The organism is Streptomyces misionensis, from assembly GCF_007896895.1.
Classification (GTDB): domain Bacteria; phylum Actinomycetota; class Actinomycetes; order Streptomycetales; family Streptomycetaceae; genus Streptomyces; species Streptomyces misionensis_A.
Genome location: NZ_VOGW01000049.1, coordinates 35,601 through 54,072, shown reverse-complemented (window position 1 = coordinate 54,072; position 18,472 = coordinate 35,601). Strand labels below are relative to the sequence as shown.

Annotated in this window: 18 protein-coding genes and 2 pseudogenes; 11 read left to right on the top strand and 9 right to left on the bottom strand. The window is 72.4% G+C overall.

The annotated features are described in order from the left end of the window. The first annotated feature begins 60 nt into the window (after positions 1 to 60). A complete protein-coding gene (locus tag FRZ03_RS08695) occupies positions 61 to 357 on the top strand; it encodes a DUF3817 domain-containing protein (protein WP_146464587.1) in 297 nt (98 codons plus the stop codon). Further along, positions 354 to 806, top strand: a complete 453-nt coding sequence (locus tag FRZ03_RS08690; protein ID WP_146464586.1) for a DUF6010 family protein — start codon at positions 354 to 356, stop codon at positions 804 to 806. The genes FRZ03_RS08695 and FRZ03_RS08690 overlap by 4 nt, the downstream gene beginning before the upstream one ends. Here FRZ03_RS08690 and FRZ03_RS08685 read toward each other — a convergent pair. Beyond that, positions 767 to 1,828, bottom strand: a complete 1,062-nt coding sequence (locus FRZ03_RS08685; protein WP_146464585.1) for a DMT family transporter — start codon at positions 1,826 to 1,828, stop codon at positions 767 to 769. The genes FRZ03_RS08690 and FRZ03_RS08685 overlap by 40 nt on opposite strands. A gap of 86 nt (positions 1,829 to 1,914) precedes the next feature. Between FRZ03_RS08685 and FRZ03_RS08680 the strand changes: the two genes are divergently transcribed. After that, positions 1,915 to 2,535, top strand: a complete 621-nt coding sequence (locus FRZ03_RS08680; protein WP_261398734.1) for a TetR/AcrR family transcriptional regulator — start codon at positions 1,915 to 1,917, stop codon at positions 2,533 to 2,535. 141 nt (positions 2,536 to 2,676) lie between these two features. On the opposite strand, the gene FRZ03_RS08675 is transcribed toward FRZ03_RS08680, so the two are convergent. Further along, a complete protein-coding gene (locus FRZ03_RS08675) occupies positions 2,677 to 3,372 on the bottom strand; it encodes a rhodanese-like domain-containing protein (protein ID WP_146464584.1) in 696 nt (231 codons plus the stop codon). Positions 3,373 to 3,510: 138 nt separating this feature from the next. On the opposite strand from FRZ03_RS08675, the gene FRZ03_RS38920 reads away from it, so the two are divergent. Continuing rightward, complete coding sequence (locus FRZ03_RS38920) at positions 3,511 to 3,654, top strand: hypothetical protein (RefSeq protein ID WP_186785307.1); 144 nt, start codon at positions 3,511 to 3,513, stop codon at positions 3,652 to 3,654. Positions 3,655 to 3,871: 217 nt separating this feature from the next. After that, the gene (locus FRZ03_RS08670; RefSeq protein ID WP_146464583.1) at positions 3,872 to 4,723 is read left to right on the top strand and encodes an NmrA/HSCARG family protein; all 852 of its coding nucleotides are present in this window, start codon (positions 3,872 to 3,874) and stop codon (positions 4,721 to 4,723) included. Positions 4,724 to 4,855: 132 nt separating this feature from the next. Here the strand turns inward: FRZ03_RS08670 and FRZ03_RS08665 are convergent, their stop codons facing one another. Then, positions 4,856 to 5,746, bottom strand: a complete 891-nt coding sequence (locus FRZ03_RS08665) for a S41 family peptidase (protein WP_146464582.1) — start codon at positions 5,744 to 5,746, stop codon at positions 4,856 to 4,858. Between the two features lie 357 nt (positions 5,747 to 6,103). On the opposite strand from FRZ03_RS08665, the gene FRZ03_RS08660 reads away from it, so the two are divergent. Further along, complete coding sequence (locus FRZ03_RS08660) at positions 6,104 to 7,366, top strand: MATE family efflux transporter (protein WP_146464617.1); 1,263 nt, start codon at positions 6,104 to 6,106, stop codon at positions 7,364 to 7,366. 83 nt (positions 7,367 to 7,449) lie between these two features. Here the strand turns inward: FRZ03_RS08660 and FRZ03_RS08655 are convergent, their stop codons facing one another. From FRZ03_RS08655 to FRZ03_RS08645, 3 genes are all read right to left on the bottom strand, one after another. Beyond that, positions 7,450 to 7,773, bottom strand: coding sequence for a putative quinol monooxygenase (locus FRZ03_RS08655; protein WP_146464581.1), 324 nt, complete (start codon positions 7,771 to 7,773; stop codon positions 7,450 to 7,452). A 14-nt stretch (positions 7,774 to 7,787) separates the two neighbouring features. Next, positions 7,788 to 9,305, bottom strand: a complete 1,518-nt coding sequence (locus FRZ03_RS08650; protein WP_146464580.1) for a hypothetical protein — start codon at positions 9,303 to 9,305, stop codon at positions 7,788 to 7,790. Between the two features lie 121 nt (positions 9,306 to 9,426). Further along, positions 9,427 to 10,392 (bottom strand): NADP-dependent oxidoreductase, encoded by a 966-nt coding sequence (locus FRZ03_RS08645; protein ID WP_146464616.1) that lies wholly within the window; start codon positions 10,390 to 10,392, stop codon positions 9,427 to 9,429. 136 nt (positions 10,393 to 10,528) lie between these two features. Between FRZ03_RS08645 and FRZ03_RS08640 the strand changes: the two genes are divergently transcribed. Then, a complete protein-coding gene (locus FRZ03_RS08640) occupies positions 10,529 to 11,557 on the top strand; it encodes a GlxA family transcriptional regulator (protein ID WP_146464579.1) in 1,029 nt (342 codons plus the stop codon). A 222-nt stretch (positions 11,558 to 11,779) separates the two neighbouring features. On the opposite strand, the gene FRZ03_RS08635 is transcribed toward FRZ03_RS08640, so the two are convergent. Continuing rightward, positions 11,780 to 12,889 (bottom strand): SGNH/GDSL hydrolase family protein, encoded by a 1,110-nt coding sequence (locus FRZ03_RS08635; RefSeq protein ID WP_146464578.1) that lies wholly within the window; start codon positions 12,887 to 12,889, stop codon positions 11,780 to 11,782. A gap of 379 nt (positions 12,890 to 13,268) precedes the next feature. Between FRZ03_RS08635 and FRZ03_RS08630 the strand changes: the two genes are divergently transcribed. Beyond that, complete coding sequence (locus FRZ03_RS08630) at positions 13,269 to 14,363, top strand: YncE family protein (protein ID WP_146464577.1); 1,095 nt, start codon at positions 13,269 to 13,271, stop codon at positions 14,361 to 14,363. A gap of 12 nt (positions 14,364 to 14,375) precedes the next feature. Beyond that, positions 14,376 to 14,672: pseudogene (locus FRZ03_RS08625) on the top strand (TlpA family protein disulfide reductase); the annotation flags it as partial. A gap of 228 nt (positions 14,673 to 14,900) precedes the next feature. On the opposite strand, the gene FRZ03_RS08620 reads toward FRZ03_RS08625, so the two are convergent. Both FRZ03_RS08620 and FRZ03_RS08615 read right to left on the bottom strand, forming a co-directional pair. Next, entirely contained in the window at positions 14,901 to 16,121 is a 1,221-nt protein-coding gene (locus FRZ03_RS08620; protein WP_146464575.1) for a metallophosphoesterase, read from the bottom strand. 172 nt (positions 16,122 to 16,293) lie between these two features. Next, positions 16,294 to 16,764, bottom strand: a complete 471-nt coding sequence (locus FRZ03_RS08615; RefSeq protein WP_146464574.1) for a hypothetical protein — start codon at positions 16,762 to 16,764, stop codon at positions 16,294 to 16,296. A 230-nt stretch (positions 16,765 to 16,994) separates the two neighbouring features. Between FRZ03_RS08615 and FRZ03_RS08610 the strand changes: the two genes are divergently transcribed. Continuing rightward, positions 16,995 to 17,483 carry a GNAT family N-acetyltransferase gene (locus FRZ03_RS08610; RefSeq protein WP_146464573.1) on the top strand — a complete coding sequence of 163 codons (489 nt, stop codon included), beginning with the start codon at positions 16,995 to 16,997 and terminating at the stop codon, positions 17,481 to 17,483. A 99-nt stretch (positions 17,484 to 17,582) separates the two neighbouring features. After that, positions 17,583 to 18,471: pseudogene (locus FRZ03_RS08605) on the top strand (NADP-dependent oxidoreductase). The last annotated feature ends 1 nt before the right edge of the window (position 18,472 follow it).

Below are 18,472 nucleotides of genomic sequence, written 5' to 3'. Positions count from 1 at the left end.
CTCGAGCACTGCGGGCAGCTCTGACGGTCGTCCGCCCCGGCTCCACCACGGGGTGTGACCATGCACCCGCGGCCTGCGCGCCACGTGCGCATCGCGGCTCACGCCGAGCTGATCTCCCTGATCGTCATGCTGGCCAACCTGTTCACCGTCCACCTCAAGCCCGTCTCGTCGCTGATGGGCCCCACCCACGGCTGCGCCTACCTGTTCGTCGTGATCGCGACCTGGCGCCTGGAGGAGGCGACGACCGCCGCCAAGTCGCTGGCCGTCGTCCCGGGAGTCGGTGGGCTGCTCGCACTGCGACGGCTCGACACCGCCGGTGCGCGCCGGGCCCGACTGAAAGAGGTCATTCCGTCATGATCTACGTGTCGCCGATCATCGTCGGTATCGCCTACTGCCTGCTGATGTCCCTGATCAAGGAGCCGCACCGGCGCCGCTTCAACGCGATCATGGTGGCGGGAGCGGGCGCCGCCTATCTGAGCGGGGGCGGCTTCGGCCCGTGGGAGCTGCCGTTCACCGCGCTCACGGCCTACGTCGCCTACCGAGGTCTGGAGTCCTGGACCTTCATCGGCATCGGCTGGCTGCTGCACACCGTCTGGGACGTGGCCCACTGGCTCAAAGGTCATCCGATCCTGCACTTCGCGCACGACTCATCCATGGGCTGCGCCATCTGCGACCCCGTCATCGCCCTGTGGTGCCTCCGCGGCGGACCTTCGCTGATCGCGCTCGTCCGCCGCTGGTTCGGCCCCACCCGAACCGCGGATCACGATCACGTCTCTGCGTCCTCTGCGTCCTCTGCGCCCTCCTGACCGACTGCTCCACGCCTGCCCGCAGCGCCGTGCACGGGACAGGCCTTCTCGGGTGGGGCGGGCAGGCCCGTACGCGGCGGACCTGCTTGCTCGTCGACGCCACGGCCCGACCGGTCGCCTCCGCCGGCGGCGGACCGGGTGGGCCGAGCGGGGCGCGCGCCGGTCCCGTGGCTGACGATGGCCACCGCCGCGAGACCGGCGGCCAGCCCGAGGGCGGTCTGCACGCCGAAGGGCTCACCGAACGCGAGGGTGCCCCACAGGGCTGTGACCGGGGCCATGAGGAACATGAGGGTGTTGACCTGGGTGATGCCCCTCCGGCGCAGGATCAGCCAGTACAGTCCGTACCCGCCGAAGGTGGGCAGCACGACGAGCCAGGCGGTCGCCGCCCAGAACGAGAAGGAGACCGGCGGGGCACCCTCACCCCTGCCGACCGCCAGCCCGGAGAAGAGGACGGCGCTGGTCGCGCAATGGATCGTCAGCGCCGCCCGGGGTGCGACCGGTACGTGCGAGCGGCCCTCCAGAAGGGTGGCCGCCACCAGTGACAGCATGCCGAGGAAGGGGACGAGGTACACCCACCAGGCGACTGCGGAGCCTGACGCCGCCGCGTCGGCGGAGGTGACCGTGGCGACCCCGGCCAGCCCCAGCCACAACCCGGCCCACTGCCGGCGTGAGACGTACTGTCGCAGCAGGGGTCCGGCCAACGCACCGGCGACGAGCGGCTGTACTCCGTCGATCAGTGCGGTGGTGCCGGTGGAGACGCCGAGCTGGATGGCGTGGTAGACGCTGAGCAGGTACCCGCTCTGCGACAGCGCGCCGACGGCGATCTGCCGGCCGAGATCCCGTGGTCCCAGCCCGCGCCACGCTGCCCGGGAGAAGGGCGCGACGGCGAGGAGGACCAGCGCGAGCGGCAGGAAGCGCCACATCAGGAGCGTGGCCACGCTCGATGTGCCCGCGCCGAGCTTCGCTCCGATGAAGCCGGAGCTCCAGCACAGGACGAAGGCGACCGACAGCAGGGCGTTCACTTGACCACATCCCGCGGACACTTGCGATTGCACGGACGGTAGACCTCCGGCGGGTGCCCACTATACAGATCGGTATACTCGGGGGTATGGAGTCCGAGGCAGTACCGCACCGCGTCCGCATGACGCCCGGCGCTCTACGCGTGGTGGAAGCCGCCGACCGGCTGTTCTACGAGCGAGGCATCCACGCCGTGGGCGTGGACCTGATCGCCGCCGAGGCGGGAGTGACCAAGAAGACGCTGTACGACCGGTTCGGTTCGAAGGAGCAGCTCGTCGTGGAGTACTTGGCCCGACGCGACGCGCGCTGGCGGGAACTGCTCGGCTCCCACCTGGACGCGGCCGCGGGGCAGGCGCCGGCGGACCTGGTCCTGGCCGTCTTCCGGGCCGCGCGCGTATGGGCGGGGGAGCACGGCTCCAGAGGGTGCAGCATGATCAATGCCCATGTGGAGATCGGGGACCCGGCGCATCCGGCGTACCCGGTGATCACGGGGCAGAAGCGGTGGATGCTCGACCTGTTCACCCGACTCGCGGGAGAGGTCGACCCGGCGGGAGCGGAACGGCTGGCTCAAGCGCTGATGCTGCTGCACGAGGGGGCGGTGGTCGCCCACGGGCTGGGCGTCTTCCCCGACCCGTTCGGCCAGGCCCTCGAGCGGGCCCGCGAGCTGCTGGACCAGGCGGCCGACGCTTGTCCGGGCCTGCCGCCGCGGTAAGCCCGCCTACCAGGATCGTCCGGCGTGCGACACCGGCCTGGTCTCGTCACACATCCTGGACAACCGCGGCCGATCCGGCAGAGCGCCCACGGGCGGTGGCCGGCGGGCGCGTGCGGCGGTCATGGACCGGTTCTGCTCTCGTCAGTCCTCGCGTACCGCAACTCCGGCCCGGTCGGTGGTGTCCGCCGAGTCCGGGATGTCGGCCGGAGTGATCGGCAGCCCGGCCGCCTCCCATGCCTCAAGGCCGCCCGCCACTGCGTGGACCGAAGTACGGCCTGCGCGGATCGCCCTCGCGCCGCCCCGCACACTGCGCGCGCCGGTGCGGCAGATGAAGGCCAGCGGGCCGTCCGGTAGTTCGGGCAGCGCGGCCGGCAACGCGCCGAGCGCGACGTGGATGGCACCGGCCGGGTGACCCGCTTCCCATTCCTCGTCCTCGCGGACGTCGACCAGCGTGAGGTCGCCGGCCAGGACGCGGCGACGTGCCTCGGCGGGAGACAGATCAGCGGGCGTCTGCCCCCCGCCGGAGCCGGTCTTCCGCTGTGTGGCGGGCAGGACCGTCCGGATCGCCCGGTAGTTGGAGGCATGGGTGACGGCCATCTGCTGTCCCAGCATCGGGCAGACGTTCATCGCCTCTTCCCAGTGAGCGGCGGACTCCCATTCCGCCACGTTGACGAGGGAGAACTCGCTCCCCGGAACGGTCGTGCGGAACATGCGCGCCCGGATGAAACCGGGCTGCTCCGCCATCAGGTCCGCGGCGTCCTGCCAAGCGTCCAGATAGGAGCTTTCCCTCTCCGCGTCGATCTCGATCGGAATGATCACGACATGACGATCTTCCATCTGCCGCCTCCCTTGTCTGCAAGGGGGCTGCGACTCCTGACACCCTGGGAGCCGCGACCCCGTCCGTCTTGCGCTCCGGGTGCCGGCTCCGCGTGGTGAGCCGGCACCTTCTGAACGCAGTCTGCGTGCACTTGCTCGATGCAGCAATCGACCTTGCGGAACCGGCAAACGGACCCGGCCAAGGGCCGGTCCTCCGGGTACGCCTACGGCAGTAAGCCCCGGCTGCACCTGGCGCGAGCCCTCGACACGGTGCACGTGGCGCCGCACCGGCACCACGGCTGACGGACGTGGCGCTCTGACAACAGTCCCTCTGCACCAGGAGGAAATTCGCCGGGCGACCAGGTGCCTACGATCGGCCGCACCGGACCGGCGACGCCCGGCCTGACGGACGTCAGCATGCGCGCCGCGCGGCTGGGACTTCCGTCGGAGCGGACGGTCGCGGTCGGGGCCGGTGCGTCGATCCGGTGCGGTACCTGCTTGCGGGAATGGGAGTTCTTCAATGGCCGATGGACCGATCCTGGTGCTCGCGGCGACCGGCGGGCAGGGCGGGGCGGTGACCGGTGCGCTGCTGGGCCGCGGGGCCCGGCTCCGGGCCATGGTGCGAGACCCCCGGCGGAAAGCCGCACGGGAGTTGGCCGACCAGGGCGTCGAGGTGGTGGCTGGATCGCTGAGCGACCACGGGTCGCTCGTCGCGGCGATGAGAGGGGCGGCGGGCGTCTTCGCGTTCACCACTCCCTTCGAGGCGGGCGTGGACGCGGAGGTGGCCCAGGGGCGGGCGATCCTGTCCGCCGCCAGGGAGACGGGCGTGCCCCACCTGGTGTTCAGCTCGGTCGCCGGTGCCGACCGGCGAAGCGGTGTGCCGCATTTCGACAGCAAGGCGCACATCGAGGCCGAGTTGGTCTCCGGGGACGTTCCTTACACCATCCTGGGGCCGTCGTATTTCTTCGACAACGCGCTGGGCGGCGCGCGGCGCATCCTGGGCGGCGTTCTCGATCTGCCGCTGCCCCCCGACCGGCCGTTGCAGCAGCTGGCCCGCCCCGACCTCGGTGCGTTCGCGGCGGAAGTCCTCGTCAACCCCGCCCCCTACGTGGGGCGGCGTATCGAACTGGCCGGCGACGCGCCCACTCCCGCCCAGATGGCGGCCGTGCTCAGCGAGGTGCTGGAACGGGAGGTCCGCCATGAGGAGGTGCCACTTGCGGCGATCGGCGACCCGGACATGCATGCGATGTGGACGTTTCTGAACGGACCCGGCTATAGCGTCGACATTCCCGCACTGCATCAGGCGCACCCGGAGATCCACTGGACCGGCTTCGCGGACTGGGCGTACCGCACGTTCGCCGCGGCCCGCTGACGGACTGGGCGGCGCCCGGCACCGCGCGCTGCCGCGCGAGCCGGAGGAAGGGGTCCTGAGCGGAACGTGCCGAAGCGATCCGGGGGCATCGCTTGGCCGAGGGCGGTCCGGAGGCGTGGTGGCGAACGCCGCTCAGCCGATCCGCGTGCGCAGGTGCTCCAGCGCCGTCTTCAGCGGGTCCCCGGCCGCGACGGCCAGGTCGGGCTCGACGCCGACGCCCTCCCAGTTGGTGCCGGTCACCGGGTTGATCGAGCGGGCGGCGGGAACGGTCACGGTGACGTGCGGGGCGACCGGAACACGGTCCGTGGGGTGGGCGCCGCCGCGGGTGGCCTGGCCGATCAGGGTGGCGCGCCCCAGCACCTTGAGGTTGTACGCCAGTTCCTCTCCGCCGGAGAAGGTGAGGTCGCTGGTCAGCACGGTGACCGGGCGGTCCAGGTAGCGCGGTGCGGCGAGGTGCCCGAGGGTCCAGTACTGGCGGGTCAGGCCGGTGGCCCGGTGGTGGATGTCGTTCAGGTGCACCCCGTCGTCGGCGAAGAAGTAGCTGCACCACAACTGCACGCCTTCCGGCGAGCCGCCCCGGCACTGCCTCAGGTCGATGACCAACCCATCGGTGGCGGCGAGCAGTTGCATGGCGGCGGCGGTCGCGGGTCCACCCAGGTCGGCGGGGGCGATCATGCGCAGGTCGAGGTAGCCGATGTTGCCGTCGAGCTGTTCCACCCGCCGGACGCCGTAGTTGTTCTCCCGCGCGTACCGCGCGAAACGGGCGCGAGCGACGTCCTCCGGCTCCTCGTCCATCGACTGTGGCTCCTCGGCCCACAACAACCGCAGATGCTTGTCGGGACAGGCCTCCTGGAGGTCGGCCGTGACCCGCTCGCACAACTCCCGCGGGTCCAGGTCCTGATACGCGCCCTCGTCCAGCCGGCGCCGGATCGCCGCGTCGATGCCGGCCGTCTTCTCCGGGAACACGTAACCGGCGGTGATGCGGGCCAGCGCGGCTTCGATTATCTCGTGATGAGTCGTCACGGGCGGATCGTAGGGCCGGGCCGAACGGGGCGCCCAGCGGATTTCACGGCCGTCCCTTCGCCGTATCCGCACGGGGACGACCTCACGGAGGCTGCCGGTCACCGCTCACCGGCGGACGAACCTGACGCCGCGCCGGCTCGCCCCTCGTCCGGGGTGCCACCGATCCATTCGGGGAAGCCGGGACCCTCGTCCGGGAAATACGATGTCCGAAAAAGAGATTCCGGGACAAGGGACTGGTGCATTTCGGTGAGTCGGGGGGAAATCGCCACGGAAAGCAGTCCGTCTTCCGGCGCCACTCGGCCGTCGCGAAGCATCGCATGGCGGATCGCCGCGGTCGCCCTGCCTCTCTACGTGACGATGGCGGCCGCCTCGGCCGGTGCCCTGGTGGACACCGCCGTACTCGGCCGGCACGCCACCGCCGCGCTCGCCGCCTTCGCCGTCACCATGGCGGTGTACAGCCCGGCGGCGGCGGCCGTGGCCGGCGCCATGCGCGGAGTCATGCCCTTCGTCGCCACCCACCGCGAGAACCCCGACGCGCTGCTGCCGATGATCCGGGACGCCAAGTGGCTGGGCCTGGGCGTGGGCCTCACCGGCGCGGGGGCGGTCGCGGCGGTACCGCTCGTCGGCCGGGTCGGCGGGGTCCCGGACCCGACCCTGGCGCAGCTCGGCGTCTTCCCGTTCCTGCTGGCCGCGAGCCTCGTCGTGACCTCGCTCGGCTCGGCGTCGACCTCCGCGCTCGTCGGCCTGGGCCGGGGCAAGGACGTCATGCGGGCCGGACTGGCCGGCACGGGCGCCGCCGTCGTCCTGTCGCTGCTGCTGGTGGGCGGCGTCGGCGACTTCGCGGGACTCGGTCTGCCCGGCGCGGCGCTGGCCATGCTGACGTCCGCGTTCGTCAGCGCTTCCTGGGCGCACCTCGCGCTGCGCGGATCGCCGCAGCTCGGCGGCGGCTCCCTCGCCTTCGGCCGGCCTCGCCCGCGCGAGGTGCTGAGGCTGGCCGCCGTCGGCATCCCGCTGGCCGCCACCGTACTGATCAAGTTCGCCGTGCTCGGGGTCCTCGCCTTCGCGGCGGCCCGAGGGGGCACCGAGAGCGCCGCGAGCCACAGCATCGCGATCTCCCTGGTCAACCTGATGTTCACCGCGGCCGTCGCGGTCGGGCAGGCGACGATACCGCTGCTGGCCGAACCCGTGCGGGCCGCGGCGACCGGGCGGATCCGTCGGGTACTGGTGTCCGGGGTGCTCGTGGCCCTGTGCGCGGTGGTCGTGCCGGCGGCGGTCCTGCTCGCCCTGCGCGACCCGGTGGTTTCCGTGTACACGCAGGACGCGGGGCTGCACCGCCGGGTCGTCGCGCTGCTGCCGCTGGTCCTGCTGGTCGTGGCCGCCGACGCGGCGCAGGCCGTCTTCGGGTTCGGCCTCATCAGCCTGCGCCGGACCACCTCCAGCCTGGGAGTCTTCGCCGTCGCCTACGGGGCGCTGATCGTCACCACCTTGGTCATCACCGCCCGGGGCGGCGGACTCGGGGCCCTGTGGACCGCGCTGACCTGCGCCAACCTGGTGCTGCTCGCGGGGCAGGCGTTCTTCTTCCACCGGCACAGCGCCCGGACGGCCGCGTACGAGGGGTGAGGGGGCACGTGGCCGGCGGTGCCGCACATCGCGGGCTGGAGATCCGGGGGCCGGCCGGACCGGGCGGCCCGTCGGTTCGTACGTCAGTCGATGCTGAGTTCGCCCATCGCGCTCCAGCCGTCCGCTCCCTCGATCGTGGTGCTCACGATGTCGGGGGTGCGGCGCAGCAGGGGGCGCATCGCTTCGAGGCCGGCGCGGAAGTGGTCGGAATTGACGTGCGCCTCGCCGGTGCCGTCGCGGAAGGCCTCGACGAGGACGTAGGTGTGGGGGTCCTCCAGGCTGCGGGACCACTCGAACCACAGGTTGCCGGGTTCGGCGCGGGTGGCCCGGGTGAAGGCCTCGACGTGCTTCGGCCACTCTTCGGCGTGCTCGGGCTTCACGGGGAACTTGACGACGATGAAGATCATCCGTCGATGATAGGTCATTCGGTCCGAATCGCCGCGAGACGGGCGAGCTCGCGGATGCCGGTCGCGGCGTTGTCCGAGAGCCGGCCGCGTATGGCGTCGGCGGCCGTGAGGAGGGCACGGGCCTCCTCGCGGCGGCCCGCGTCGGCCAGGGCGAGGGTGAGCCGGTAGTGCTCCTCGGCGATGAAGCGGCCGAGGCCGAGCCGCTGCCAGCCGCGCAGTGAGTCGTCGCCCGGGGTGGCCAGGGCATCGCGCACGGCGGCCAGGCTGTCCGCCGCCTGCGGCAGCCGGCCCGCCTCCCGTTCCAGGCGGGCCAGGGTGTGCAGGGCCGAGGCCCGGTCCCACGCCGTCTCCTGGAGGGCGGCGTACAGGCGCTGGGCGCGCAGCGCCTGCCGGAGGTCGCCGAGTTCCTCGAAGTCCCGGGCGAGCCCGCTCAGCGGAGCCGTGGCCAGGGCGCGGGGAGCCCCGGGGCGGCGGAGTCCGCTCCGGTCCATGAAGAGGTCGTCGAGTTCGCGGATCAGCGTCACCCGCGCCAGGTTCGTCATCCCCTGGTCCCGCGCCAGGTCGGTCCATGTGGAGACCGGCTCGTCCGACGGGTCCGCCCCGAACATCGACTCGTCGAGCGCCCGCGCCCACTGCCGCAACTCGTCCGCGCTCGCACCCGGTTCCGGCATGCCGCCCAGGCCGCACGCCGTGTCGAAGTCCGTCTCCCGCACCTCGAGCAGCAGGGGCAGATCCCCGGTGTCGCCGTGCAGCCCCACCAGTACGGCCGCGAGCCGCAGTTCGTCCGTCATCGACGACCGTGTCTCGTGCCGCAGCAGATGCCGCAGCAGCTCCAGATCGCCCTCGGCACGGTCGAACTGCGCGGCCCGCAGGGTGACCCGGCGCCGCACCGGGTCCTCGGCGACTTCACGCCATGCCGTGCGATCGCCCTCCCGCAACCGGGCGAGGTCGGCGCGGCCCGCCGCGAGCACCGGCTCCCACAGCGGGGGACCGGCCGGGCCCAACCGGTCGTACGCGCACCCCTCGTCCGCGTTGAGGAGCACGAAGTCCGGTTCCGTGCGCAGCAGCGCGGCATGCAGCCTGCCCACCAGCTCGACCGGGGAGCGTTCCGGGAAGCCCAGCGCCGCCCGGAGTTCGGCCCGTTCCTCGTCGATTCCGTAGTGCTCACGGATCTCGTCCTCGGTCTTCGCGACGCAGGCCAGGATCTTCTCCGCGCCGTCGTCCGGCGACAGATGTGTGTAGTCCCGCCAGCCGGGCAGGCCGATCACGAGTTCCAGGGCCTCGTCGACACCGGAGCCGATGATCCTCGCGGCGCCCTCCGAGTCGGCGTAGAGCACCGAGCCGTCCGCGCACACGAAGTACGTACCGCCGGTGTCGTCACCGGCCACTGTCTCCAGCGGACCACCCGAGGCGAGGCGGACCTCCTCGACATGGCCGCGGGCGGCGCGGTCCAGATCGAAGTCGAAGGGGAAAGCGGCCAGTTCGGCCAGGCGGCGGTCCTGCCGCAGCAGCCGAAGCGCGTGATCGGTCATGTCACAGAAAGTAACACCGCCCACTGACAACGGACCCGCGGCCTTCGCGGGACCCGATGCGGCAGCGCGGCCCGAAACCGGCGGCGTTGTGACCGGCGGTGCTCCCGCTGCCGTCCGGTGGTCAGTCGGCGACGGTGAGGACGATCTTGCCGCGGGTGCGGCCGGCCTCGACGCGGGCGTGGGCCGTGCCGGCCTGCTCCAGCGGGAAGGTCTCCTCCACCTCGACCCTGACCTCGCCGGCGTCGATCAGGCCCGCGATCGTGGCCAGCGCCGTGCCGTCCGGCTCGACCAGGTACGGAGTGACCCGCACGCCGGCCGCCTCGCCGGCCCGGGCCAGGTCCGGGGAGACACCGGAGGGAACGGCGACCAGCAGGCCGCCCGGGCGCAGGACCTCGAGCGAGCGGGTGCTGGTCCGGTCGTGGGCGTCGCCCACCAGGTCGATGACGACGTCGACGTCCCGGACGACGTCCTCGAAGCGGGTGGTGGTGTAGTCGATGGTCTCCTCGGCGCCCAGCTCCTTGAGCCACGAGTGGCGTGCGGCACTGGCGGTGGCGATCACATGGGCGCCCAGGTGCCGGGCGAACTGGACCGCGAAGTGGCCGACTCCGCCGGCGGCGGCCGTGATCAGGACGCGCCGGCCGGCCCGCACGTGGGCGGTGTCGACCAAGGTCTGCCAGGCGGTCAGCGCCGCCAGCGGCACGGCGGCCGCGTGCACGTGGTCCAGGGTGGCCGGCTTGCGGGCCCACTGGCGGGCGGGTGCGGTCACGTACTCGGCGTAGCCGCCGGCGGCGCGCGGGAACCACGGCATGGCGTACACCTCGTCGCCGGGCGCGAGCGTGGTGACACCGAAGCCGACCTCCTCGACGACCCCGGAGACGTCCCAGCCCAGGATCAGCGGGAACGTCTGGAGCCCGGCCATGCCCTGGCCTTCGCGGGTCTTCCAGTCCACCGGGTTGACGCCGGCCGCGTGCACACGCACCAGCACCTCCGTCGGCAACGGCTCGGGGCGCGAGACCTCCTCGACGCTCAGCACCTCCGGCCCGCCGAACCCGGTGACGGTGACGGCCCGCATGGTGTGCTCGCTCATGTTGTCGTTGTCCTCACTCATGTCTGTCCCACTCTGTTTCCTCTGCCGGGGCCGCGACCCCGGCAGAGGAAACAGTGGCGTGCGCGCGCCGGGACGGGTGAGTGGCCGGAGGGTCACCTGTCGTACCATTCCGGCCATGCCGCATCGTGTCGCCGTACTCGCCCTCGACGGAGTCCTGCCCCTGGACCTGGGCATCCCGGCCCGGGTGTTCAACGAGGCCTGTGAACCGGACGGGACCCGTCTGTACTCCGTCGTCACCTGCTCCCTCGGCGGCCGGCCGGTACGCACCCACGAGGACTACCGGATCGTGGTCGACCACGACGAGTCGGCGCTGGAGACCGCGGACACCGTCGTGCTCGCCACGCAGGAGCCCACCGAGCATCTGCTCGCGACCGGCACGCTCCCCGGGGAACTCGCCGCGGCGCTGGCCCGGATACGGCCGCGGACCCGCATCGTCAGCCTGTGCACCTCGGCCTTCCTGCTCGCGGCGGCCGGTCTGCTGGACGGCCGGCGGGCCACCACGCACTGGGCGCTGTGCGACGCGCTGGCGCGGCTGTTCCCCGACGTCGAGGTCGATCCGGACGTGCTCTTCGTCGACAACGGACGCATCCTCACGTCCGCCGGCGGAGCGGCCGGCATCGACCTGTGCCTGCACCTGGTCCGTCTGGACCACGGGGCGGCGGTGGCCTCCGCCGCCGCGCGGCGCTGTGTGGTGGCGCCGTGGCGCGAGGGCGGGCAGGCGCAGTTCATCGAGCACCCGGTGCCGCAGGACACCGACCGTTCGACTTCGGCGACCCGGCAGTGGGCGCTGGAGCGGCTGGCCGAGCCGATCGCCCTGGAGGACATGGCCCGGCACGCGCACATGAGCGTGCGCACCTTCACCCGGCGGTTCCGCGGCGAGGTGGGCACCAGCCCGCTGAAGTGGCTGGCGCAGCGGCGACTGGAGCACGCGCGCCTGCTGCTGGAGTCCACCGACCTGCCCGTCGCGCGGATCGCCACCGCCTGCGGCTTCGGCGACCCCGTGGCCCTGCGCAAGCACTTCTACACGTACCTGGGCCTGTCACCCCTGGCCTACCGCCGCACCCACCACGCACCGGAGCCGGAGCTCGCCCCCGCCGGCGCGCCGGGACGGCATCGGTCACGACGTCCGGGTGACGCGATGTGAGGGGCCGCGATCCGGTCCGGTGCTCGGCTCGCCGACGGCGGTCGTCGCCCTCGTACCGATCGGGGCAGAGCATGGCGGCGGCCGACGCGGTTCCGGCTTCGGCGGGCGCCGCCGGAGGGGAGCGCGCTGAGCGGCCCCCGAAGGGTGCGGCGGGGCGGCCTCTCGGCCACCCGAGTGGCCGCCCCGCGCGGACGCCGGCGTGCGGGACGCGTGACCGGCTCGTCAGGGGGAGGCCGCGGGCCGCAGGCGCATGTCGGCGGGGCCGGTCCCCGGGGTGTTGGTGCAGGAGTAGCTGCCGGGGGACCGGTCGAGCTGGAGGCCGAGGCAGGTACCCAGGGCTTGCTGGCCGTAGTAGTCGGGGTGCAGGGACTCCTGCCGCTGGCCCTGTCCGGCGCCGGTGGTCACGAAGCGGACCCATTCACTGGTGCGGCCGGAGGGCGGCCGGCCGGGGCCGGCCTGGGCGGTGGTGGTGGAGCAGACCTCCCGGCCGTCGAAGGCGCGGGACAGGTCGAGGAATTCCGCTCCGGCCGTGCGGGCGGCCGAGGCCAGGGTGGTGCTGATCTCCGGGACGAGTTCGTCGTGGGCCCAGGTGAGGTCCTTGTCGAAGAAGGGACAGCCGCCTTGCGTCAGGCGGTCGTAACCGTCTCCCGGGTAGCGCATCCGCTCGCCGTCGGGCAGGGGGGAGGGGTACGACTGGAGGATCAGGCGGTAGCTGCCCTTCGGGTGGCCCGCCCGGGCCATGGCGGTGGTGATGTCGGCCAGTGCCTTTTCGGCCGCCGTGCGCATCGCGGGCAGCCGGTCCCGCACCAGCGGCCCCTCGGTCGGAGCACAGGGGGTGGCGCCGATCGGCTTGAGGAAGCTCTTCGCGCAGGAGGTGATGACGCTCTCGAAGCCGAGGTCGTTGCCCCCGACGGACACGACGACCGCGCGCACGGCGTGACCGGTGACGGCGTCCTGGAGCTGCTTCGCCTGGGACGGTTCCGTCTTGAAGGGGCTTCCGCCGTGCTCGGGCAGCAGAATCGCGGTGGAGGTGGCGCCCGAGCAGGCGAGGTTGAGACGACGGTTCTGGACGGGCGCGGAGTTGACCTCGGCGCTGTCGGAACGGTTGCAGCCGTCGTCGTAGGAGGTGCCGTACACCCGATGCGCATCGGTCGTGGCCGTCGCGGCGTCGAAGGCCCGATCGGTGTGCGCGTGGCCGTCGGCGCGGTCGTTGCTGTTGCCGGCCCATCGGCCCGCCTCGCCCGAGATGAAGCTGTCGCCCAGCGACACCACCCACGGCGTCTCGGCCCTGCTCTGCGCCTGTACCGCACCGGCCGGCGCGAACCCCGCCATACACAGGGCGGCCCCTGCCGCGGCGGCCGCGACCGCGATCCCCGTTTTACGCCTGTAAGGACTCATGCCTGTTGGATCGGCGGCGAGAGCAGCGGCCATGTCTCCACGGCGGCAAGATCACTCCAACGAGCGCAGCAGGCGTTGACGCCGCATCGCCATGGCCCGGGTGCGGCGGGCCCGGTGGAGGACCGGCCGTCGCCTCGGCCGCGCGGCGGTCCGGCAGCGGGCGCGGGGCCGGCCGGTCGCCGGAAGTCCGCTCTCGCGGTCGCGGACCGGCGTGCGCCGCAGTGAAAGGCGGACGGGTCGCACCCGCCCCGGATGGCTCCAATGGGCGGACCCAGGCGTTTCGTTCCGCGGTCTTCCGTCAAGAACAGGGGCCATGACTGGCAATCTGCCTCCTCGGCCGAGCGGTCCGGCCTGCCGGGCCGAGCGGGCGCACACGGTGGTGGCGGAGCCACGGCTCGGCGCCGGTCCGGAAGCCGTGGCCGTGGACACCGCGGCGCGCCGCGCCTATGTGGCCTGCTCCCGCGACGACGCGGTCGTCGCCGTGGACCTGGACCGCTGCGTTCCGGTGTGGCGGGCCGGCGTGGGAAGAGAACCGATCCCCGTCGTGCTGGATCTGCCGAGCAGACGGCTGTTCACGGCCGACGCCCGCTCCGACACCGTCACCGTCCTCGATGCCGACACCGCCGTTCGGGTCGCACAGATCCCCGTCGGGAAGGACGCCTATCCGGCAGGGCTGGGGCACGACCCGGCGCGACGGCGAATCTTCTGCGGCAACACCGCGGCCGGCACGATCACGGCCATCGACGCCGACCGCCTGGAGGTGATCGGGACCATCCCCGCCGAGCTCGGCGCGGGAAGCATCGCCGTGGACGGTGAACGGGGACGCGGTTACTGCGCGAACTTCATGTCCGCCTCACTGACCGTGTTCGACACGGAGACCCTGCGCCCGCTGGGGCGGATCGCCGTCGGCGAAGGACCGTGCAAGACCGTCGTCAACCCGGTGACCGACCAGCTCTACGTGGCCGGTTCCCTGCACAGCACGGTGCTGCGGCTGTCCCTGGCGACGGGCCGCCCACTGGACGAAGTCCGGGTGGAGCGGGCGCCCGTGGGCATGTGCGTGGCACCGGACGGAAGCCGGCTCTACGTCTGCAACCGGGGCGCGGGGACCGTCAGCGTCGTCGATGCCGTCGGCGGGACGGAGACGCACCGCGTCACCGTCGGCAACGGCCCCGGCGACTGCCAGATCGACGCCGCCTCGGGGCGGCTGCTGGTCTCGAACGCCGGGAGCGGCACGCTCACCGTGGTGGACAGGCCGTGGCTGCCCGGCGCCGAACGGCCGCCCGTGCACGCGGCGGTCGGCAAGAGGGTCCCCGAGTTCGCCCTGGTGGACGCCCGCACCGGCGAGGTGCGCACGACGAGGGAATGGGCGGAGAAGAGATACCTGATCAACTTCTTCGCGAGCTGGTGAGGCCCCTGCAACGCGGAGGCGCCGGTCATCGAGGAACTGCGCCTGCGTACCGCCCGGTCCGGGCTGGACTTCATCCATGTCAACGTGTGGGAGACGCGCGACGCGCGCGCCGAGGCGCTCGCCTTCGCCGACGTGTGGAACGTCGCGGGGCCGATCCTGCTGGACGAGACCGGCGACTACGCCGCCGCGCTCGGCATCACCGGAGTTCCCACGAACGTCCTGGTCGACGCGCGGGGGATCGTGCGGGCGGTCGGTGCGGTGACCCCCGCCGAACTGGAACAGGCCGTGCGCGAGCTGCTGTCGGAGTGACACCGTGCCCCGGGCGCCGCCGCGGCCGGGGCACGGTGGGCAGCGGTTGCCGTGGCGTTCCCGGTGCATCCGGGGCTGGTCGTCCTGGAGGCGTCGTACGGGAACCGCGCCGGCCGCTCGGGGAGGGCGGACAGCCCGGACATCGTCACGTGCGGCTGCCGTACGCCCCCGGCACACGGCGGGCGCGCATCCGGCCTCCCAGCGGGGCGTCCCCGACAGCCGGTCAGGCTACCGCGAGGTGGGAGCGTGGGGGGAGCGGAGTACGAGCAGGGTGATCTCGCTCGGGGCGAAGACGCGGAAGGGCGGGCCCCAGAAGCCGGTGCCGCGGCTGGTGTAGAGGAGGGTGCGGGTGCCGTGCCGGCTGAGGCCGGCGAGGGCGGGCTGGTCGATGCGGACCAGGTGGTGGAAGGGCCAGATCTGGCCGCCGTGGGTGTGGCCGGAGAGCTGGAGGTCGATGCCGGCGGCCGCCGCCCGGTCGACGAACGCGGGCTGGTGGGCCAGGAGCAGCACGGGCAGGTCGGGGTCGGCGCCGTCCAGGGCGCCGGCGAGGTGGGCGCGGTGGCCCGCCAGGCCGGAGGACTCGGCGGTGACGTCGTCGACGCCCGCGACCACGAGGGTGTCGCCACCGCGTTCCAGCAGCAGATGGCGGTTGCGCAGCGGCTCCCAGCCCAGCTCGTCCATCAGATCGACCCAGCCCTGGGCCTCGCTGTAGTACTCGTGGTTGCCGGTGACGTACACGCGGGCCCGGGTGGCCCGCACGGTCGCGAGCGGGGCGGCCTGCGCGCGGCGGCGCTCGGCCGTGCCGTCCGCGATGTCGCCGGTGTGGCAGACCAGGTCGGCCTCCAGCGTGTTCACCGTCTCGCATACCCGTGCCGACCAGCGGGCGCGATCGAGCGGGCCGTAGTGGGTGTCGGTGACGAGGACCACGCGGAGGCCGTCCAACCCGGCGCCCAGCCGGGGAAGTCGCACGTCGAGCCGGCGCACGCGCGGCACGCGGCGGGCCTCGGTGTACCCCCAGGCGAGCAGTACGGCGGTCGTGCCGAGGACGGCCCAGGTGACGATCCGGGCCCGGTCCTGGCTCTCGCCGACGCCGGCCACGGTCAGGGCGAGCCGCAACAGGACGCCGAGCAGCACGGACCAGGTGAACAGGATCCAGCTGGTGCCCAGCAGGGTGTCACCGATGATCGCCGCCCGGTCCTGCCGGCGCCGGCCGTGGCCGCGCACCATCGCGAGCGGCATGACGATGAGGCCGAGGGCGAACAGGGCGGTGCCGGCGAGGGTGACGGGCAGCGGCCAGTGCTGCCCGGTGTACAGGAGCACCCCACAGGGCACGGCCCACAGCAGGACGGGGGCGATCAGGGGGATGAAGCGCACCAGGCGGTGCAGTCGGCTCCGCCGCGTCGCTTGCGCTTCTCCCTCGGCGGGCCGGGTGTCACTGGTGTCGGTCACGCTTCCCCTCCCTGACCGGGCTGCCGTCTCGCGCACTGTATCCGGTCGCGCTGAGACCGGCCGGACCGGTGTTAAGGGGCACGGCACGTCGGGGGGAGGGGTACTTCGCGGGACGGCACGGTCGCGCCGCAAGCCGGCGGGGGTGCCAGGACCGAGGTCGGCCGTCCGCCGGTCAGGCGGCCCTTCCGTGGGAGCAGTCGATGTCGTGCAGCCCGGTCGACCTCTTCTTCCAGTACCTTCGCTGCTCGTAGTCGTAAGCCCAGTACACCACCGTGAAACGCCCCCTGGTGTACGGGGTGTAGTCCTCCCTCCTCTTCTCCCAGGACCATGCCCAACTCCTCCAGCCCAGAGGGTTGGTGTAGTTGACCATGCCGGTGTAGAAGCTGTCCGGGAAAGCGCTCGGTTCTTCCCAGTAAAGCCCGTACCAGTCCCAGTCGGTTTCCGGGTCGCCGTTGTAGCCGAATGCCACGGTGCCGTCCTCATTGCACCGCATATAGGGCTCGACCCAGTATTCGTTGTCGGACTTGACGGCGGTGGATCGCACCGGAACGCGTTCCGGTGCACGGGACGCTGCCGCCGACGGAATCTGGAATGCGCCCAGAACGGCGAAAGCCGCGATCACGACGGCGAATTGCTTGCGCATGGTCCTCCCTTTCATCGGCCTCTCATAAGAAAAGTAGGCGTCAGCCGGCAGTCGTGTACATGCCTCGAAAGGATGGTCCACCGTGCGTGAAATCAGTTGTTCGAGAAAGCCTCTCATCGGAAGAACCGAGGGCGGTCGAACCGCCTCCGCTGGGGGGATCGAGCGGCGGGCGGGGCACCCTCGGGCGACCCGCCGGGTGAAGGCGCTGCCCGGTGCGACATACTCGCCCGATGGGTTCACGCAATTCTCCGGTCAGCCGGCAGATCACGATACGGAGGACCGTCGCGCGGGACGCCAAACGGCTCACGCGGCTCGTGCGCGGGTCGGGTGCCTACAAGGGGCAGTACGCGGCCGCGGTCGCGGGCTACCGGGTCGGTCCCGACTACCTGGAGGCCCACCGCGCCTTCGTCGCCGTCGGCGCCGGGGAGCACGGGGACCAGGTCCTCGGGTTCTACTCGCTCGTCCTCGCGCCACCGGAGCTCGACCTGCTGTTCGTCGCCGACGAGGCGCAAGGACGGGGAATCGGGCGCATGCTCGTCGCGCACATGCGGTCCGAGGCCCGAGCCGCCGGGATCGACCGTGTCAAGGTCGTGTCGCATGTTCCCGCCGAGGACTTCTACCACCGCGTCGGCGCGGTGCGGACGGGGACCGCGCGCGCGAACCCGCCCGCCGTGCCGTGGGACCGTCCCGAATTCGAGTTCCGCATCCCTGCCGAATGAGGCACGACGGCGAAAGAAGACGCCCGGGCAGGTGAGATCGATCGAGCGGCACGGCATACATCCACCGTGTAGCCGCCGAGCACCTGCGTAAGGACCCCTGTGCAAGCCGTCACTGTGCGAGACCGCCACGCCGGTCCGTCCGGGATGTCCCTGACCGACATGCCCTACCCCCACGCGGCCGAGAACGACGTCGTCGTGCGGGTGCACGCCGCCGGGTTCACCCGGGGCGAGCTGGACTGGCCCGCCACGTGGACCGATCGGGCCGGCCGCGACCGGACGCCGAGCGTGCCCGGGCACGAACTGTCCGGTGTCGTCGCGGAGCTGGGGTACGGCACCACCGGACTGAGCGTCGGACAGCGGGTGTTCGGGCTGGCCGACTGGGCCCGAAACGGCACGCTCGCCGAGTACACCAGCGGACGTCGACCACACCGTGGCCGCCGTGCTGCCGGTCTCCGGGCTGACCGCCTGGCAGGGCCTGTTCGACCACGGCCGCCTCACCACGGGCCAGACCGTCCTGATCCATGGTGCCGCCGGCGGCGTCGGCTCGATCGCGGTACAGCTCGCCCGCGAGGCCGGCGCCCGCGTCATCGGCACCGGCCGGGCCTCCGGCCGGGACCGGGCACTCGCACTCGGCGTCGACACCTTCATCGACCTGGAGACCGACGAGCTGGAGGACGCCGGTGACGTCGACGTCGTGTTCGACGTGATCGGCGGCGACGTCCTCGACCGCTCGGCCGCCCTGGTCAGGCCCGGTGGCACGCTGGTCACCATCGTCATGCCGCCCAGGGTCCGGCCCAGGGACGGACGGGCGGTCTTCTTCGTCGTCGAACCCGATCGCGCCCGGCTCGCCGACCTCGCCACGCGGCTGCGGGACGGCCGGCTCAAGCCGTTCATCGGCGCTGTGCGTCCGCTCGCCGAAGCCCCCTGCGCCTTCGCCCCCGGCGAGCACACCTCGGGCAGGACGATCATCCGCGTCGCCGAGGACTGAA

Bases quoted from the DNA above. Each gene is read 5' to 3' on its own strand.
- FRZ03_RS08680 (WP_261398734.1), top strand. From the start codon at position 1,915: ATGGAGTCCGAGGCAGTACCGCACCGCGTCCGCATGACGCCCGGCGCT.
- FRZ03_RS08670 (WP_146464583.1), top strand. From the start codon at position 3,872: ATGGCCGATGGACCGATCCTGGTGCTCGCGGCGACCGGCGGGCAGGGC.
- FRZ03_RS08655 (WP_146464581.1), bottom strand. From the start codon at position 7,773: ATGATCTTCATCGTCGTCAAGTTCCCCGTGAAGCCCGAGCACGCCGAA.
- FRZ03_RS08630 (WP_146464577.1), top strand. From the start codon at position 13,269: ATGACTGGCAATCTGCCTCCTCGGCCGAGCGGTCCGGCCTGCCGGGCC.
- FRZ03_RS08660 (WP_146464617.1), top strand. From the start codon at position 6,104: ATGGCGGCCGCCTCGGCCGGTGCCCTGGTGGACACCGCCGTACTCGGC.
- FRZ03_RS08675 (WP_146464584.1), bottom strand. From the start codon at position 3,372: ATGGAAGATCGTCATGTCGTGATCATTCCGATCGAGATCGACGCGGAG.
- FRZ03_RS08650 (WP_146464580.1), bottom strand. From the start codon at position 9,305: ATGACCGATCACGCGCTTCGGCTGCTGCGGCAGGACCGCCGCCTGGCC.
- FRZ03_RS38920 (WP_186785307.1), top strand. From the start codon at position 3,511: ATGCAGCAATCGACCTTGCGGAACCGGCAAACGGACCCGGCCAAGGGC.
- FRZ03_RS08645 (WP_146464616.1), bottom strand. From the start codon at position 10,392: ATGAGCGAGCACACCATGCGGGCCGTCACCGTCACCGGGTTCGGCGGG.
- FRZ03_RS08610 (WP_146464573.1), top strand. From the start codon at position 16,995: ATGGGTTCACGCAATTCTCCGGTCAGCCGGCAGATCACGATACGGAGG.
- FRZ03_RS08635 (WP_146464578.1), bottom strand. From the start codon at position 12,889: ATGGCGGGGTTCGCGCCGGCCGGTGCGGTACAGGCGCAGAGCAGGGCC.
- FRZ03_RS08690 (WP_146464586.1), top strand. From the start codon at position 354: ATGATCTACGTGTCGCCGATCATCGTCGGTATCGCCTACTGCCTGCTG.
- FRZ03_RS08695 (WP_146464587.1), top strand. From the start codon at position 61: ATGCACCCGCGGCCTGCGCGCCACGTGCGCATCGCGGCTCACGCCGAG.
- FRZ03_RS08640 (WP_146464579.1), top strand. From the start codon at position 10,529: ATGCCGCATCGTGTCGCCGTACTCGCCCTCGACGGAGTCCTGCCCCTG.
- FRZ03_RS08615 (WP_146464574.1), bottom strand. From the start codon at position 16,764: ATGCGCAAGCAATTCGCCGTCGTGATCGCGGCTTTCGCCGTTCTGGGC.